Source organism: Streptomyces sp. NPDC002889 (assembly GCF_042888425.1).
Lineage (GTDB): Bacteria > Actinomycetota > Actinomycetes > Streptomycetales > Streptomycetaceae > Streptomyces.
Window position 1 is genome coordinate 157,533 of the sequence record NZ_JBIAPT010000015.1, and the last position, 16,923, is coordinate 174,455.

14 protein-coding genes are annotated in these 16,923 nt (G+C 69.0%); 8 read left to right on the forward strand and 6 right to left on the reverse strand.

Annotated elements, in window-relative coordinates:
- The first annotated feature begins 24 nt into the window (after window positions 1-24).
- The 5 genes from ACFYWI_RS23505 to ACFYWI_RS23525 all read left to right on the forward strand — a co-directional run bounded on the left by ACFYWI_RS23505 (window position 25) and on the right by ACFYWI_RS23525 (window position 5,616).
- Window positions 25-801 carry an amino acid ABC transporter ATP-binding protein gene (locus tag ACFYWI_RS23505; RefSeq protein WP_389235948.1) on the forward strand — a complete coding sequence of 259 codons (777 nt, stop codon included), beginning with the start codon at window positions 25-27 and terminating at the stop codon, window positions 799-801.
- A 71-nt stretch (window positions 802-872) separates the two neighbouring features.
- The gene (locus ACFYWI_RS23510; protein ID WP_389235951.1) at window positions 873-1,709 is read left to right on the forward strand and encodes a glutamate ABC transporter substrate-binding protein; all 837 of its coding nucleotides are present in this window, start codon (window positions 873-875) and stop codon (window positions 1,707-1,709) included.
- A 77-nt stretch (window positions 1,710-1,786) separates the two neighbouring features.
- Window positions 1,787-2,452, forward strand: coding sequence for an amino acid ABC transporter permease (locus ACFYWI_RS23515; protein WP_389235954.1), 666 nt, complete (start codon window positions 1,787-1,789; stop codon window positions 2,450-2,452).
- Window positions 2,449-3,384 carry an amino acid ABC transporter permease gene (locus tag ACFYWI_RS23520; RefSeq protein WP_389235957.1) on the forward strand — a complete coding sequence of 312 codons (936 nt, stop codon included), beginning with the start codon at window positions 2,449-2,451 and terminating at the stop codon, window positions 3,382-3,384. The genes ACFYWI_RS23515 and ACFYWI_RS23520 overlap by 4 nt, the downstream gene beginning before the upstream one ends.
- Window positions 3,385-3,612: 228 nt before the next feature.
- Window positions 3,613-5,616: a SpoIIE family protein phosphatase gene (locus ACFYWI_RS23525; protein WP_389236042.1), complete on the forward strand. Its 2,004-nt coding sequence runs from the start codon at window positions 3,613-3,615 to the stop codon at window positions 5,614-5,616.
- 41 nt (window positions 5,617-5,657) lie between these two features.
- On the opposite strand, the gene ACFYWI_RS23530 is transcribed toward ACFYWI_RS23525, so the two are convergent.
- From ACFYWI_RS23530 to ACFYWI_RS23545, 4 genes are all read right to left on the reverse strand, one after another.
- Window positions 5,658-6,452 carry an ArsR/SmtB family transcription factor gene (locus ACFYWI_RS23530; protein WP_389236044.1) on the reverse strand — a complete coding sequence of 265 codons (795 nt, stop codon included), beginning with the start codon at window positions 6,450-6,452 and terminating at the stop codon, window positions 5,658-5,660.
- A gap of 91 nt (window positions 6,453-6,543) precedes the next feature.
- Complete coding sequence (locus ACFYWI_RS23535; protein WP_389235960.1) at window positions 6,544-7,341, reverse strand: VOC family protein; 798 nt, start codon at window positions 7,339-7,341, stop codon at window positions 6,544-6,546.
- Between the two features lie 301 nt (window positions 7,342-7,642).
- The gene (locus ACFYWI_RS23540) at window positions 7,643-8,956 is read right to left on the reverse strand and encodes a cation:proton antiporter (protein WP_389235963.1); all 1,314 of its coding nucleotides are present in this window, start codon (window positions 8,954-8,956) and stop codon (window positions 7,643-7,645) included.
- A 267-nt stretch (window positions 8,957-9,223) separates the two neighbouring features.
- On the reverse strand, window positions 9,224-9,583 hold the full coding sequence (locus tag ACFYWI_RS23545) for a phage holin family protein (protein ID WP_389235966.1): 360 nt from the start codon (window positions 9,581-9,583) through the stop codon (window positions 9,224-9,226).
- A 452-nt stretch (window positions 9,584-10,035) separates the two neighbouring features.
- On the opposite strand from ACFYWI_RS23545, the gene ACFYWI_RS23550 reads away from it, so the two are divergent.
- Complete coding sequence (locus ACFYWI_RS23550) at window positions 10,036-10,422, forward strand: hypothetical protein (protein ID WP_389235969.1); 387 nt, start codon at window positions 10,036-10,038, stop codon at window positions 10,420-10,422.
- Between the two features lie 79 nt (window positions 10,423-10,501).
- Here the strand turns inward: ACFYWI_RS23550 and ACFYWI_RS23555 are convergent, their stop codons facing one another.
- The gene (locus tag ACFYWI_RS23555; RefSeq protein WP_389235972.1) at window positions 10,502-10,915 is read right to left on the reverse strand and encodes a spore germination protein GerW family protein; all 414 of its coding nucleotides are present in this window, start codon (window positions 10,913-10,915) and stop codon (window positions 10,502-10,504) included.
- Window positions 10,916-11,594: 679 nt separating this feature from the next.
- On the opposite strand from ACFYWI_RS23555, the gene ACFYWI_RS23560 reads away from it, so the two are divergent.
- Window positions 11,595-12,914: an aldehyde dehydrogenase family protein gene (locus ACFYWI_RS23560; protein ID WP_389235975.1), complete on the forward strand. Its 1,320-nt coding sequence runs from the start codon at window positions 11,595-11,597 to the stop codon at window positions 12,912-12,914.
- Between the two features lie 69 nt (window positions 12,915-12,983).
- On the opposite strand, the gene ACFYWI_RS23565 is transcribed toward ACFYWI_RS23560, so the two are convergent.
- A complete protein-coding gene (locus ACFYWI_RS23565; RefSeq protein ID WP_389235977.1) occupies window positions 12,984-15,608 on the reverse strand; it encodes an AMP-binding protein in 2,625 nt (874 codons plus the stop codon).
- Between the two features lie 251 nt (window positions 15,609-15,859).
- Between ACFYWI_RS23565 and ACFYWI_RS23570 the strand changes: the two genes are divergently transcribed.
- Window positions 15,860-16,876: an iron ABC transporter substrate-binding protein gene (locus tag ACFYWI_RS23570; RefSeq protein WP_389235980.1), complete on the forward strand. Its 1,017-nt coding sequence runs from the start codon at window positions 15,860-15,862 to the stop codon at window positions 16,874-16,876.
- Window positions 16,877-16,923: the final 47 nt, after the last annotated feature.

Sequence of the window (16,923 nt, forward strand, 5' to 3'; positions counted from 1 at the left end):
CGGGGAGGACGGACGATGAACGCGATGAGCGGAGCACCGGTGACCAAGAACCATGCCGGCCAGGGCCTGGCCCTGGTCGAGCTGAACAACGTCAACAAGCACTTCGGCGCGCTGCACGTGCTGCAGGACATCGAGCTGACCATCGACCGCGGCGAGGTCGTCGTGGTCATCGGCCCTTCCGGCGGCGGAAAGTCCACACTGTGCCGCGCGATCAACCGGCTGGAGACCATCGACTCGGGCGAGATCACCATCGACGGCAAGCCGCTGCCCGCCGAGGGCCGCGAACTGGCCGCCCTGCGCGCCGATGTCGGCATGGTCTTCCAGTCCTTCAACCTGTTCGCCCACAAGACCGTTCTGCAGAACGTGATGCTGGGCCAGGTCAAGGTCCGTAAGAAGGACAAGAAGTCCGCCGAGGAGCGGGCCCGCTCACTGCTCGAACGGGTGGGAGTCGCCTCGCAGGCGGACAAGTACCCGGCGCAGCTCTCCGGCGGCCAGCAGCAGCGCGTGGCGATTGCCAGGGCGCTGGCCATGGACCCGAAAATCATGCTCTTCGACGAGCCGACCTCGGCGCTCGACCCCGAGATGATCAACGAGGTGCTGGAGGTCATGCAGCAGCTCGCCCGGGACGGAATGACCATGGTCGTCGTCACCCACGAGATGGGATTCGCCCGTTCGGCCGCGAACCGCGTGGTGTTCATGGCGGACGGCCGGATCGTGGAAGAGACGACACCCGACGAATTCTTCAGCAACCCGCGCACCGAACGGGCCAAGGACTTCCTCTCGAAGATCCTTCACCACTGAGCCGGTCCCCGACGGACCCGTCCGGTCTCCGCAGACCACGTACAACGTCTCAATCCCTGGGGATGATCACCATGAAGCTTCGAATGGTCACCGCCGCGGCAGCGGCTGCGCTCGCGCTGTCCCTGACCACGGCCTGCGGATCCGACGGCGACGGGAGCAGCAGCGGATCGGACGGTGGGGACAAGAAGATCACCGTCGGTATCAAGTTCGACCAGCCAGGTCTCGGGCTGAAGACCCCGGACGGCAAATACACCGGCTTCGACGTCGACGTGGCCACGTATGTCGCCAAGCAGCTCGGTTACAAGCCCGCCGACATCGAGTGGAAGGAGGCCAAGAGCGCCGACCGCGAGACGCTGCTGCAGCGCGGCGATGTCGACTTCATCGCGGCCACGTACTCGATCAACGACGAGCGGGCCAAGAAGGTCGACTTCGCCGGCCCCTACTTCCTGGCCCACCAGGACATCATGGTCCGTTCGGACGACAACTCCATCACCAAGCCCGCGGACCTGAACAACAAGAAGCTCTGCTCGGTCACCGGGTCGACCTCCGCTCAGAACGTCAAGACCAAGCTGGCACCCAAAGCCCAGCTCCAGGAGTACGGCGGCTACTCCGAGTGCCTGACCGGCCTGGAGAACAAGGTCATCGACGCCCTGACCACCGACAACGTGATCCTTGCGGGATACGCGGCCCAGCCGGAGCACCAGGGCAAGTTCAAGCTGGGCGGCTTCAAGCTCAGCAACGAGAACTACGGCATCGGCGTCCAGAAGGGCAGCGAACTCAAGGCCAAGATCAACACAGCGCTCCAGAAGATGGTCGCGGACGGCGCCTGGGAGGCGGCCGTCAAGAAGAACTTCGGCCCCGACTTCAAGGGCGAGCCCGCCCCGAAGGTCGGCGTCATCGTCAGCTGAGCCAAGGACACAGACCGGCGCGCCGCCCACCAGCGCGGCGCGCCTCGCTTTCCCTACACGCGAAAGTGCGGGAGATCGTGTTCGATTTTCTTGAGGGTTACGACCTGCTGGGCGCCTTCTGGGTGACGGTGCAGCTCGCCTTCTACTCCGCCGTAGGCTCCCTGATCTGGGGAACGCTGCTCGCCGCCATGCGCGTCAGCCCCGTCCCCCTGATGCGTGCCTTCGGCAGCGGCTACGTCAACGTCGTCCGGAACATCCCCCTGACGGTGATCATTGTGTTCACCTCGCTGGGTCTGTTCCAGACGCTTGGTGTCAGCCTCGGCGCGGACGACTTCGAGACCATCAACTTCCGTCTCGCGGTACTCGGTCTGACCGCCTACACCGCCGCCTTCGTGTGCGAGGCGCTCCGCTCCGGCATCAACACAGTGCCCCTCGGGCAGACGGAGGCGGGGCGCGCCATCGGACTGAACTTCACCCAGGTGCTCAGCCTCATCGTCCTGCCGCAGGCATTCCGCTCGGTGGTGGGTCCGCTGGCGAACGTGCTGATCGCGCTCATCAAGAACACCACGGTGGCCGCAGCGATCGGTGTCGCCGAGGCCGCGACGCTGATGCGGGAAATGATCGAGAACGAGGCCCAGCTCATCCTGATCTCCGCCATCTTCGCGTTCGGGTTCATCTGTCTCACCCTCCCGACCGGACTGTTCCTCGGCTGGGTGGCCAAGAAGGTGGCGGTGAAGCGATGAGCACTGTTCTGTACGACACCCCGGGCCCGCGCGCCAAGCGGCGCAATGTGCTCCTCACCGTGGTCTTCCTGATCGCACTCGCCGCGCTGATCTGGTGGGTGATCGAGAGCCTCGCTGCCAAGAACCAGTTGGAGTGGGTGAAGTGGGAGCCGTTCTTCACCGACTCCCGCGCATGGTCGACCTATCTGTGGCCGGGTTTGAAGAACACGCTCGTCGCCGCCTTCCTCGCCATGATCATCGCGCTGCCCCTCGGCGCGGTGTTCGGTATCGCCCGGCTCTCCGACCACGGGTGGGTGCGGGGCATCGCCGGCACGGTCGTGGAGTTCTTCCGCGCGATCCCGGTGCTGATCCTGATGCTGTTCGCCAACGCCGCCTACTCCGAGTTCACCGACGTGAGCCCCGAGACACGGCCGCTGTACGCCGTGGTCACCGGGCTCGTCCTCTACAACGCCTCGGTTCTCGCGGAGATCGTCCGGGCCGGCATCCTGTCCCTGCCCCGCGGCCAGACGGATGCCGCCAAGGCGATCGGTATGCGCAAGGGCCAGAGCATGCGGTACGTACTGCTCCCGCAGTCGGTCACCGCGATGCTGCCCGCCATCGTCAGTCAGCTGGTCGTCATCGTGAAGGACACCGCGCTCGGCGGCGCGCTGCTCGGCTTCTCCGAGCTGCTCGCATCGGTCCGCCCGATGAGTGCGAACTACGGCGCCAACACGATCGCCAGCTTCACCGTCGTCGCCGTGATCTTCGTGGTGCTGAACTTCGCCCTCACCACCTTCGCCGGCCGGCTGGAGCGCCGACTGCGCCGCGGCAAGAAGTCCACCGGCGCGGTGGTGGGCGTCGACGCCGTCGAGGAGCTCGCGACCCCCGGCGAGCATGTCGACCCCCGGGGGCCCGGGGGGACCGGTGCAGGACCGGCCAACCACTCGAAGTGACGGGGCCGCACTGGCGTGCACCTCAATCGGACCGTTGAGCTGCGGTGCCCGTGGCGGCCGAGAGAGTATGGAGTCACCCCGTCATCCCGATGTGAGGACGTGAACAAGACAGCGTGCCGGTGCATCGTGACAGCGGAAGGAGCGACCGTGGGCAGCGCTGACGTGTTCCGCGCCCGGCTCAGCGCCAACGGCCGTGCCGACGTCGCGCTCTCACCGCCGGGCGGTCTGATGGACGTGCTCGGCGTCGCGGCCGTGGTGCTCGATGCCCAGGGGCGGATCGTGCTGTGGAGCCCGCAGGCCGAGCAGCTTCTCGGCTACAGCGCGCAGGAGGCGCTCGGGCAGTACGCCGCGCAGCTACTGGTGGCCGAGGAGCACCTCGATCTCGTGCTGCGGCTGTTCGCGCAGGTGATGGAGAGCGGCGAGAGCTGGGAAGGCGTCTTTCGCGTACGGCACCGGGACGGCACCCTTCGGCTGCTCGAATGGCGGAACATGCGGTTGCAGGACGACCTCGGCGCCTTCTACGCCCTGGGCCTTGCCACCGACCAGGCCACGCTGCGCCAGGTGGAGCAGGATCTCGCGCTGTCGCTGCGCCTGGTGGACCAGTCCCCGATCGGTCTGGCGGTGCTGGACACCGACCTGCGGTACGTGTCGGTCAACCCGGCCCTCGAACGGTTCGGCGGGCTGTCCGCCGAACAGCACCTGGGCCGCAGCATGCGCGAGACGCTGCCTTTCGGGGACACCGACGCCCTTGAGGCCGCGATGCGCGAGGTACTGAGGACCGGCGAACCGCTGCTGGACCGCTATGCGCTGGGCCGTAGCGCCGCGGACCCCGACGTCGAGCAGGCCTGGTCGGTCTCGCTGTACCGGCTGGAGGACGCCGGAGGGCGTGTGCTGGGCCTGGCGGTCTCGGTCGTGGATGTCACCGACCGGCACCGGGCCGCCACCGAGGCGGAGCGGGCCAGGCGCCGCCTCGCCTTGGTGGCGGACGCCTCCGCACGCATCGGCACGACCCTCGATCTGGAACAGACGGCACGGGAACTGGCCGACGTCGCCGTGCCCGAGCTCGCCGACATCGCCGCCGTCGATGTGCTCGAAAGCGTGCTGGACGGCCGTCCGAACAGGACCTCCGCCGAAGGCGGCCCCGTGCTGATCCGCGCCCTCGCCGTTGCCGCCGCCTACCCCACCGTCGCCATCGACGCGGCCGACCGGCCCAGCGAGCTGGCCCGGTACGACGCCGACCGGCTCGTCACACAGTGCGTCAACACGGGCCGGCCGATCATGGTGCCGGTGCTCGACGAGCAGGGTCTGACGGACATCGCCCGCGACAGCGCCTCCGCCGAGCTGCTGGCGGAGGCCGGGGTGCACTCCTACCTGGCCGTGCCGCTGATCGCGCGCGGCGAAGTGCTCGGAGCCCTCGACCTCAAACGCGCCCGCAACCCCGTTCCCTTCACCGAGGACGACGTGCTGCTGGCCTCCGAACTCGCCGCCCGCGCCGCCGTGTGCATCGACAACGCCCGGTGGTACCGGCAGCAGCGGGAAACGGCGCTCACGCTCCAGCGCAGCATGCTGCCCGAAACGCCGAAGAATCTGGTCGGCCTCGAGGTCGCCTCCCGCTACCAGCCGGCCAGAGCGGGCAGCGAGATCGGCGGCGACTGGTTCGACATCATCCCCATGAACAGGGAGCGCACAGCCCTGGTGGTGGGCGATGTGATGGGCAGCGGAATCAATGCCGCCACCGCCATGGGCCGGCTGAGCACCGCGACCCAGACCCTGGCCAAGCTCGGTCTGGACCCCGCGGTGGTGCTGCGGCACCTCGACGAGATCACCGCAGGTCTCGACCCGTACTTCGCCACCTGCCTCTTCGCCGTGTACGACCCCCACCGCGCCCAGTGCTGCATCGCCAACGCCGGCCATCTGCCTCCGGTGCTCGTCCGCGAAGGCTGCGCACCGCGCCTGCTCGATCTGCCCACCGGTACGCCGCTGGGCGTCGGAGGGGTCGCCCTGCGCAGCATCACCATCGGACTCGACCCCGGTGACCTGCTCGTTCTCTACACCGACGGCCTGGTGGAAACCCGTGACCAGGACATCGACGTACGCCTTGAAACCCTGGTCGGCCTGCTGCAGGACTCCGATCCGACGCTGGAGGACACCTGCGACCGGCTTCTGCAGGCCCTGCGCCAGCCGGACACACCCGACGACGTCGCGCTGCTCATCGCCCGGGTGAACGGTTGAGAGCGCTGCCCGAAGGGGAGCCCGCCGCCGCCCGATGAGGATCAGTGAGCCGGCTCGGGCAGCGGTTCGCCGGTCTCGAGCAGCGTCTTGAGGCTGGACAGCAGTGCGGGCCAGCCTTCACCGATCATCTCGCGCACGGTGCTCCCGGGTTCGAGGTCGTCGTGCACGACGGTCAACTTGACCATCTCGCCGACCTGTTCGAGCTCGAAGGTCACCTTGGAGCGGCGCTCCACGGCCACCTTGGCGAACGCCTCGCTGCTCACCCCGGCAGCCGTGGCCCATGCCGAGGTGAAGGTGTGCCAGGTGTAGGAGAGCCGACGGCCGGGCTCGGACTCCAGGACGACCTGATCGGGGTCGGCGGTCTTGTTGCCGCCCTCCTCCCAGATCATGGCCGAGCCCGGCTTCCAGTCCGACTCGAAGGCCACCCCCCAGTAGCGGGTGGTGAACGCGGGGTCGGTCAACGCCTGCCAGAGCCGTTCCGGTGTGGTGCGGATGTAGGTCGTGTAGACGAAGGCGTTGCTGTCCATGGGGGAATGCTCCAATGCTGACTTCAGGTCCGCCAGCGCGCGTACGCGCTCGCGGTCGTACTGGCTGATCCATCGGTCCGCGATGGCGTTGATCGGTGCTGCGTTGAGGTAGTGGAGCTTCTCCCTGCCGCGTCGGGCGGTGGTCACCAGGTCGGCCGCCTCCAGCAGGATCAGATGCTTGCTGACCGACTGGCGGGTCATGTCCAGCCCGGCACACAGCTCGCGCAGCGTCTGCCCGCCCCGCGCATTGAGGTTGTCGAGCAATCGGCGGCGACTGGCGTCGGCCAGCGCCTTGAACACCTCGTCCATCGTTCCCGCCCATGACATGCAGCCATTTGGTTGCATTAAAACTTAGGCAGCCAACCAGCTGCATGTCAATGTGGACTTCCCTCGGCCCCGGTCAGGCCACGTCGGACGTCTTCGGCATGGCGCCCTCGGTCTTCGTGATGTCGATCACCGAGAAGGACGCGCCCTGCGGGTCGCTGAGCGCCGCGAAGCGTCCGAACGGGGTGTCCATGGGGCCGAACCGCAGCACCCCGCCGCGTTCGGTCGCCTTCGCCACGGCCGCGTCGCAGTCCTCGACCGTGAAGTACACGTTCATGTACGGCGGCACCTCGGGCGGGAACTCCTCCGTCATCCGCATGCGGCCCAGCACCGGCTCACCGCCGATGTTGAACAGCTTGAAGTCGACCGAGTCGTCCTCCAGTTTCTGTACGGTGTACGGGAAGACCGCCGGGAAGAACGCGTCCGACTTCTCCGGTTCCCGGGTGAAGACCTCGGCCCAGCAGTACGCGCCGGGCTCGGCCTTCTTCTCGAAGCCTTCGTGGGTGCCTGCCTGCCACACGCCGAAGACGACCCCGCTCGGGTCGCGGCCGAGGGTCATCGAGCCGAAGTCGCCGACCTGTATCGGCTCCATGAGCACCTCGCCCCCGTTGTCCCGGATCTTCCGGGCCGTGGCGGCGGCGTCCGGCGACGCGAGATACAGACACCAGGCCGACTGGCCTTCCTGGCCCGGCATCGGCGGCACGACGGCGGCCACCGCCTTGCCTTCGGAGTACGCCTGCGTGTAGTTGCCGAACTCCGACGACGCCTCACCGAACGTCCAGCCCAGCACGTCGCCGTAGAAGTTCTTCGCCCCCTCGACGTCGCTGAACATCGCGTCGGCCCAGCACGGTGTGCCCTCAGGTTCCACGGCCATGACTGCGACCCTCTCCTGCTTGACGATTCATCCGAATGGTTCGATTCGTCACGCTAGCCAGTCGGTCGCCACCTCGCGCGCCGAACGCGCCAGCGTCCCGCGTCGGTCCTCGGCGAAGCCCCCGTATGCGGGCCCTCCCGCGGGTGCCCGCATCAGTCTCGGCGACCGGTCCACCTCCTCCACCAGGACTTTCGACGCCTTCGCCAGGTGCGCGCCGCCTTCTCCGGCCGGGGCGGCATCGCCAGGCGCTCCCGGCTGTTCCGGGGACGTGACCCGGTACTGCGGTCGACCGGGGGCGGCATCACGTCTCGGGCTGGTCCAGGGGGCCGAGCCTGCGGCGCGCGGGGGTCTCGGGTACGGGTGTGCCCTCGCGCAGGCCACGGGCGGTGGCGGCGGCTTTCTCGTGCCAGCGGCCGTACCGCTCGGCGAGGGCTACGGCCGAGACGCCGTGCAGGAGGACGCTGAGGCCGACGGTGATCGCGACCACCCTGCCCACCAGTTCCACCCCCGGGACGTGTTCCTCCACCGCGAGCAGACCCAGCACGACGGACGCGAGACCGCGTGGTCCGAACCATCCGATGTACGCCACCGTGGGGGGCCGCAGTCCGCTCCCGGCGAGCGAGACAATCACCGGCACCATCCGGACGACGGTGAGGCTGAGCACCGCGTACAGGATGATCCGCCAGCTCAGGTACTCCAGCGCAGGGCCGAGCAGTACTGCCCCGAAGACCAGAAGGCTGATCGACGCCAGGAGTCCTCCGAGGTTCTCGGCGAAGTCGGCCGTGCGGTCCGGGCGTTCCTTCTCACCACCGATCCGGTAACGACGCAAGGCGAACCCGAACGCGAATCCGGCGACCCAGGCGGCGATGAAACCGCTGCCGTCCGTCACGACAGCGAGTTCGTACGCCCCTGCCGCGACGGCCAGCAGGTAGACCTGCCCCCACTCCCGTGTGACCCATCCCCTGGCCCGGGACCACTGCAGCAGCCGACCGCCGAGGCCACCGGCCAGCAGACCCAGCGCGGTGCTCAGCACGAGCGCGCGCCAGAGGACACCCGCCACACCTTCCTCCGCATAGTGCGTGCCCGGGATGGCTGCCAGGAACAGGACGAAGAACGGCAGCACCATGCCGTCGTTCAGGCCGCTTTCGACGTTGAGTCCGTGACGTACGAGTGCCGGAACCCGGGGATGGGAGACGGCGGTCTTTCCCAGGGCGGCGTCGGTGGGGGCGAGGACGGCGCCGACGAGTGCGAGCTCCCACACCGTCAGCCCTGGCAGCAACGGCCAGGCAAGCAGCCAGCCCGCCCCGATGCTCAGTGGCAGACCGATGCCCAGCAGGCGTACAGGCAGAAAGCCGCCGGTCTGCAGGTCCCGCCTGCGGACCGTCATGGCATCGGTGAACAGGACGAGTGTCAGCGTGACTTCGAGAAGCGCGATGATCGGTGCGGCGTCGTGCTCCAGGTCGACGAGGTCGAGCACGGCCGGCCCGATGAGGACCCCGGTGCCGACGAACACGATCGCCGACGACAGGGGCGTCGAGGACAGCCGACGCGAGCACAGTGCGTACGCGGCGGTGACACCCGCCACCGCCACACCGGTCCAGGCACCACTGCTCATGTTCCGGACCTCCGGATCCACCCGCCGACGCTCCCGGCCGATTGCCGGCTCCTGCGGCCCTGGGGAAGCCCACTGGACCAGCACGAACGCGCCCGTGGCCTCCTTCTACAGGTCGCCCCGGAGGTGCCCGCCGACGTCGACGAGGACACGCCGGAAGGTGCCGCCAGGAAGTGGAACGGCGGGTCGTGGTCGGATCACCGCGCAGCTGTGCGGGACGCGCATCCGCTGAACTCGCGGCTGCTCTCCTTACCCCAGCGGCAACCTCCGTCAGCCACCGCTCAGTTCGTCCGCCACCTGCTCCACCGCGTCCAGCGAACACGTCAGTGCCTCCCGCGACGCGGCCCGGGCCTGCCGCAGTCTCGCCCGCCCATACCCTGCGAACGCCACCGCACCGGCACCGTACGCAGCCGCCAATGCCCCCACCACGCGCTGCGCCGGCCACACACGCTCCAGCGCGCGTACCGCCGACTCCTGTGCCGCCAGCAGCGCCAGCAACCCCAGAACTCCGCTCGCGCCCAACGCTGCCGACCCCCGTCGGCCCTCGGTCACGGCAGCCACCAACTCCGCCTTGACCTGGTCAACGTCCTCACTCACCAACGCGATCACATCCTGTGACAGTGCCTGCATGCTTCCCCGGTACCCCTGACGCAGCCGTGCACGCGCCGGACCTTGCTGAGAGCGGCCCTGCGCCCGGCGAAAGTCCGCCCCTTCCGGTGCCTTTCCGATGGCCCCTCGGCCCGCCGACCACACCGGCCCGGAATATCGCGACGCGGCCTGCTGTCACGCCACCACCGGCACGTTCCGACGCCTGCTGTTCGGAGGGGCTGAGACGCGGTCGGCCTGGGTGTGTTGGGGGATGCCGCCGGACGGATGAACCAGGCACTTTTGATGAGTTTGAGAATTGACGCTCCATCGCACAATGAGAATTCTTGGGCGCACCCAAAGAATCCGCGTTCATCAGGCGAGGAAGAATGCAATCCATTTCGAAGTGGAGCGTGGTGGCAGCAACGGCGTTGTCGCTCGCGACTCTCGCCGGTTCCGCCTCCGCGTCCCACGAGCCGTACCCCCTGGACTGGGGCATGGACGTCAAGCGCAAGGAAGTCATCAGTCTCACGTCGACGGGCACAGGAACCACGGTGGTCGACAACGGGACACCTGGACGCGGTGTCGGTGATCAGATCATCATCACCGCGAACCTCTTTCGCGGAGGTGTCAGCTATGGCACCGAGGGAGCAGTGTGCACCCGAGTGGCAGCGCAAACCACGCACTGCACAGGCACTTTCAGCCTTCCCCGGGGGCAGGTGACGTGGCAGCACCTGCAGACCACCCCTGTCGGCGCCCCTCCCAGCGACTTCGATCTCGCCATCAACGGCGGCACCGGCGCATACGCCACTGCCCGTGGTCATGCCCACGTCGCCAGCATCTCCGAGTCAGGCGGAGCCCTCACCCTCTATCTCGTGCACTGACCTGGGGTGTTGCCCAGGCCCTCCCGCAGGGGCTTGATGTGCTGGCGCTACCTGGAGGTGCCCTGCCGGGAGCGCGGATTCAGTACCGGTGGCGCCTGGCGAGGCTTCGCAGAATCCTTGGGACGGTGGCCCCTGCCAGAAGCGCCGCCAGCGGGACGACGACGTTCGTCCAAGGGGCGCGGATCGGCTTGTACGTGGCGGTCCCCTCCCGTATCTCGATGAAACCGAGGGGCCGGGCTTCCACACCTCCGCCGCCTCCTCCGCCCTCGCCGGTCCTGGCGGTGCTGATCTCCTGCCCTGCGCCGCCGCCGAAGGCGAAGCCGACCCGGGCGACGGGAATGACGGTGATGCCGTCGCGGGTGACCGGTTCGCCGTACACAGCGGTTACCGAGGCCCGGCCGCCGAGCTTGTCGGCGAGGCGTTCCAGCAGGGTGGCGGAGGCGTGGGCCGCGGTGAGGTCGGCCGGCTCCTGCGCTTGGTCGGGGGCGCTCATCTGACATCTCCTGGGTAAGGCCGTCCGGCGGCGCCGAGGATGTGAGCGGCGGCCGATGAGGGGCGGGTCGCGGGGACTGCGAATCTGTCCACTCCGGTACCACTACCCGCCCCAGGCGTTCATCGCCTACGGGAACACCGCACTCGGGCGGGGTGCCGCCCTCGCTGTGCTGTACAGCCGCCAAGGCGACGTCGGGTGGGTGGGCTTCGTGCCGCCGACTACGGCAAAAGGGTAATCGTGCCTGGGCCGACTGCGCGGACCGGGCCGTCCTAGGTGCGCGGCCGATCAGGTGACGCCGGAGGCGCGGTCATGAGGGTGTCCCAGCAGTGGTGACGATCAGGTCGGCCACGTGGTCGATGTCGTCGCGCGGGCCCCATCCTCCGCTCGGGATGATGGGGCCCGGCCTCATGGGGCTCAGCGGTTGCGCTCTGTGTACGGGTACGCGTCCCCCGGGCCCGACCGGCTGCACGGCTTCCGAGGTGAGAGGGACGGCCGGCGTTCCCGGGGCCGGCGGGCGGCTACGGCAGCGGGTGGACCGCGTCGCTCGACGGCAGACGGACACGGCGAGCCGACGGGAATCTGTACTTCCGGGATGAAATGTTGGCCGATACATCGAGCCGGTTTCGCTCGAGGCCACCACGCGCGGCCGCAAGGCACGCGCCCGCACCATCGAGGCACCGTGAACAACCCCAACCTCGAGCAGCCCGCCGACACCGTGGCCCGGCTGCGCGCCACCTTCCGTTCCGGCCGCACGAAGTCCGTCGACTGGCGTACGACGCAGTTGCGCCGACTGCGCGAGATGCTCACCGACAACGGCACGGCCCTTGCCGAGGCCCTCCACAAGGATCTGAGCAAGAGCTCCACCGAGGCGTTCCGTACCGAGATCGACGCCACCATCGGCGAGATCGATCACATGCTCGACCACCTCGACGAGTGGCTGCGCCCCGCACCTGTCCCCGTGCCCGAGTACCTCGGCGACGCGACGGCCTGGACGCAGTACGACCCCCTCGGCGTCGTCCTCGTCATCGCGCCCTGGAACTTCCCGGCGCAGCTCCTGCTCACGCCCGTCGTCGGTGCGCTGGCCGCCGGCAACGCGGTGGTCGCCAAGCCCAGCGAGCTGGCTCCGGCCACCTCCGCCGTCCTCGCCCACCTGCTGCCCAAGTACGTCGACACCGACGCCGTGGCCGTCGTCGAAGGAGGGATCCCCGAGACCACGGCCCTGCTGGCCGAGCGGTTCGACCACATCCTCTGCACCGGCAACGCCGCCGTGGGCCGTATCGTCATGACAGCCGCAGCGCGGCACCTCACCCCCGTCACCCTCGAACTGGGCGGCAAGTCCCCGGCGTTCGTGGACCGCGACACCGATCCGGCCGACGTCGCCGCGCGGCTGGCACGCGGCAAGTTCCTCAACGCCGGGCAGACCTGTGTCGCGCCCGACTACGTCCTCACCGACGCGGAGACCGCCCGCGCCCTGGAACCCGCCCTCGCCCAGGCGATCGAGAAGCTGTACGGATCCGAGCCCGCGACCTCCCCCGAGTACGGACGGATCGTCAACGAACGGCACTTCGACCGGCTCAGCGCCCTTGTCGACTCCGGCCGCATCGTCACCGGCGGCGACCGCGACCGTTCGGCGAAGTACATCGCCCCGACAGTCCTCGCGGACGTCGACCCCCAGGCCCCGGTCATGCAGGAGGAGATCTTCGGCCCCGTCCTTCCCATCGTCACGGTGGCGGACCTGGACGAGGCCATCAACTTCATCAACGACCGTGACAAGCCCCTGGCCCTGTACGCCTTCACCGAGTCCGCCGCCACACGCAGGCGCCTGGCGGCGGAGACGTCATCCGGAGGCCTCGGCTTCGGTCTGCCGGTCGTCCACGTCACCGTCTCGGACCTGCCGTTCGGCGGCGTAGGCGAGAGCGGTATGGGCAACTACCACGGCCGCTACTCCCTCGAGACCTTCAGCCACCGCAAGGCCGTACTGGACAAGCCGCTCAGCTGACCGGCGACGTCCTGCTCACGGCGCGCAGGGCGCCTCGCGGGCCCGCGGGCGGGTCCCCACCGGCGGGGATCAGCCCGCGGGGCGAGCCGGAGCGATGGTCCGCCCGGCGACCCGCTGCGCGTCCTTTCGTCCCCCCCGCCCGCCACAGGTCCGCAGTGCGCGCGCGAGGCGCGTCGCCAGGGTCGCGTACGCCACGCCGAAAGCGAGTGCTCCGAGGAGGGCCATCACCGCGAACTGGTCCTCCAGCAGCCGGATCAGCTGCCAGTGGGTCAGATAGATGTAGAGCGAGCTGCCCGCGAGCACTCCCGCGAGCTTGTTGAACGCGGCGGTACTCGGTAGTCCCGGGATCCAGACGAGGAGCGCGAACCCGGCCGTGATCAGGGCCTCGCGCCACGGCTCGCCGGGGAAGAAGCCCGGCACGGTGGCGACGGCGGCCACGGTCACCAGGGCGCGCCGGGGCACCGTGGCCGCCTTCGCCGCGGCCCACCCCAGGGCGAACAGCCAGAAGACGACCGCCGCGGACGGCAGCCGGTCGCGCGCGTCGATGCCGAGCAGGTCGTAACGGATGAGGAGGGCGAGCGCGACCAGGGCCAGGGGGAGAGCGAACGGGAAGCGGCGCTGAAGGCGGTCGACGGCAGGCACGGACAGCACCACGGTCACCACCACCAGGATGTGGACCAGCGCCTCCACGAACCAGAAGTGGGGGGTCTCACCGCCGTCGGCCCCGAGGAAGCTCTCCAGCAGCAACAGCTCGGGCACGCTGTAGGCACCGGTGAGCAGCATGATCAGGGCGATCCAGATCATGCTGGGCAGGGCCACGTTGCCGATACTGCGCCCAAGGTTGCGTGCCCGCTCCCGGACGGGCGCCGCCGTGAGGTGGAAGCGGGCGAAGTTGAAGCCGGCCACCGCCAGCAGCAGATGGGCGCCGCCCTTCACGGAGAAGAGGTGGATGTGCGACCCGACGATCAGCACGATCGCCATGGCACGAAGGGCGACTCCGGTCTCCACTGTGCGCCGCCGCCGCGAACGCGCGGGACGCTCGGCCGGCTCCAGGCTGCGGATGGGGCGGATGTGCCAGTCGGCGGGCAGATGGCCGAGGGCCTGTTCGAGGCGTATGGACATCTCGACGTAGCTGAGTGAGTCTCCGCCGAGGCCGACGAAGGTGGCGTCCTCGGTGACGTCGGTGCGGTCGAGGATCTCCGCGTAGAGCGCGCACAGTTCGGCGGTGCCGCCGCCCGGTCGACTCGCCGCAGATGTCTCCCGCACGGCGGCCGAGGGGGCGTCGCCGTCCCCGGCGGCGCGGGTGAGTTCCCGTACGGCCCGGTGGTCGGGCTTGCCGCTGGCGAGCCGGGGCAGTTCGGCCAGTTCGCACACCCGGACCGCGCGGGGCGGCAGAGCACACGTCTGCGCGACCAGCCGCCGGATGCGCTGGGCGTCGGTCTCGCCCATGACGGCGACCACCAGCTCGTCGTCATGGCCCAGACAGCATGCCGTGACACCGTGCTGCTCGAGCGTCAGCTCCACCTGCTGCGGGTCTATGCGCAGGCCGAGGATCTTCGCGAACCGGCTGTGCCGGCCAATGACTTCGTACAGACCGTCGTCACCCAGCCGGGCGATGTCTCCGGTGCGCAGCTCGTCGATCGTCCGGCCCAGGGCGAGGTCCTGCGGAGCCTTTGCGTATCCGAGCATCACATTCGGTCCGGAGTAGACGAGTTCGCCGGTGGCCGGCTCGGGCCAGTCCGGGTGCGGCCGCAGCCGGAAGGAGCCGCCCGGGACGGGGACGCCGATCGCCTGCGGGCGGGACTCGGCCAGGCCGGGAGGCAGATACGCCATGCGGGCGGTCGCCTCGGTCTGGCCGTACATCACGTACAGGTCCCAGCCGTCGCGGCGGCCGAGTGCGGCGAACCGGGCGACCCGGTCGGGGGAGAGCCGGCCGCCTGCCTGGGTGACGTACCGCAGAGCCGGCAGCTCCATGGAAGCGAATCCGACCCGGTCGAGCAGGTCGAACGTGTACGGGACACCGGCGAACGTCGTACCCCGGTTGTCCCGGAAGAGGTCCCAGAAGCATGTGTCGGCGACCGAGAGTCCGGTGAGGATGAGCCCCGCGCCGCGCAGCAGATGACTGTTCACGACGGACAGCCCGTAGCAGTAGTGCAGCGGCAGGGTGGTCGCGGCGCGGTCGTCTTCCCGGATGGCCAGATAGCGGGCGATGGACTCCGCGTTGGACTGGAGGTTGTCGTGGGAGAGCCGGACGAGTTTGGGTGAGCCGGTGGACCCCGAGGTGCTGAGCAGCAGGGCCAGATCGGGGTGGAGTGAGTGCGTGGAGACCGCGCGCCGCTCGTCGAGGCCCCATTCCCCGTCCCCGGTCGGGGAGGCCACGACATCGGGGTCGTAGGCGTCGATGAGCGAGCGCAGGGCAGCGGGGTTGCCGCCCGGGACGAGCAGCACGGGGTGGCCGGCGGCCAGCGCGGCGAGGTACACGACCAGCGCGCCGATGTCGTTGCCGCCGACCAGCAGGACCAGACGCCGCTCCGAACCGAGGGCCCTGGCGGTGGCCTCGACCCGCTTGGCGAGTTCGGAGTACGTGAGGCGTGCGTCGGCGGTGATGACGGCTGTGCGGTCGCCGAAGGCAGCCAGGTCGGCGGCGAACGCGACGGTACTGATGCCCGGGTGCGGGTCGGGGACGCAAATCACCTCGGCATCGTAGGTAAGCCTCACCTCATTGGAAAGTCACGGTTTGGGTTCGGAAATCCCGACCTTCCGCCGTTAATGGGGCAACTGGCGGGTATGGCCGAGTCGTTATACCGGTCCCTCTTGACGCTTAGGTAAGCTTTACCTTATCCATACCTTGTTCACAGGTTCCACGCGGCACCGTATTCGCCGCCCGCCGACGACGACGCGATGCGCGATGCGACGCCGGCGGGCACGGTAAGGAAGGCACCACCATGCGACGGCCACTGGCCCGCAGTCTCACCGCGCTTGTCGCGGCCGCCCTGCTCCTCCCCGCCGTCGCCGCGTGCGACACCGAGCCCGCCGGGCTCGTCATCTACTCGGGCCGCAACGAGGGTCTGGTCGGGTCCCTCATCGAGAAGATGGAGGACTCCCTCGGGACCAAGATCGACGTGCGGTACGGCGACAGCGCCGAACTCGCGGCGCAGATACTCGAGGAGGGCGACAAGACCGAGGCCGGGGTGTTCCTGTCGCAGGACGCCGGCGCCCTCGGCGCGCTGTCGAAGGAGGGCAGCCTCGCCGCGCTGCCCGCGGCGACCCTGGAGAAGGTCGCCCCGTCCTACCGCGGCAGCGCCGGTGACTGGGTCGGCGTCAGCGGACGCGTCCGCGTGATCGCCTACAACCCGGACAAGGTGGCCAAGGCTCCCGACTCCGTCCATGAGCTGGTCAAGCCGGAATGGAAGGGCAGGATCGCGTACGCCCCGACCAACGCCTCCTTCCAGGCGTTCGTCACCGGCATGCGCGTGCTCGAGGGCGACGACGCCACCCGCACCTGGCTCAAGGGCCTCAAGGCCAATGCCAAGCCGTACGAGAAGAACACCGAGGTCCTCGAGGCCGTCGACAAGGGTGAGGTCTCGCTCGGCCTGCTCAACCACTACTACTGGTACGAGAAGGTCGCCGAGGAGGGCGAGGACAAGGTCAAGGCCAAGGTCCACTTCCTGCCCGGCGGCGACCCGGGCGCCCTGGTCAACGTGGCCGGCGTGGGCAAGCTCAAGGGCAGCAGCAAGAGCGAGAGCACGTACGCCCAGAAGGCAGTCGACTTCCTGCTGTCCGAGGAGGCACAGAAGTACTTCGCCGACGAGACCAAGGAATACCCGCTGGCCGCGGGTGTGAAGACCACGGTCGACGGTCTGCCGCCGCTGGAGTCGCTCCAGGCACCCAAGATCGACCTCGGCAAGCTGGACTCCCTCAAGCAGACCCTGGCCATGCTCCAGGACGTCGGAATGGTCTGACGTGAGCTCACCGGAACCCAGCGTCCGGAGACATCGTGCCGCACGCC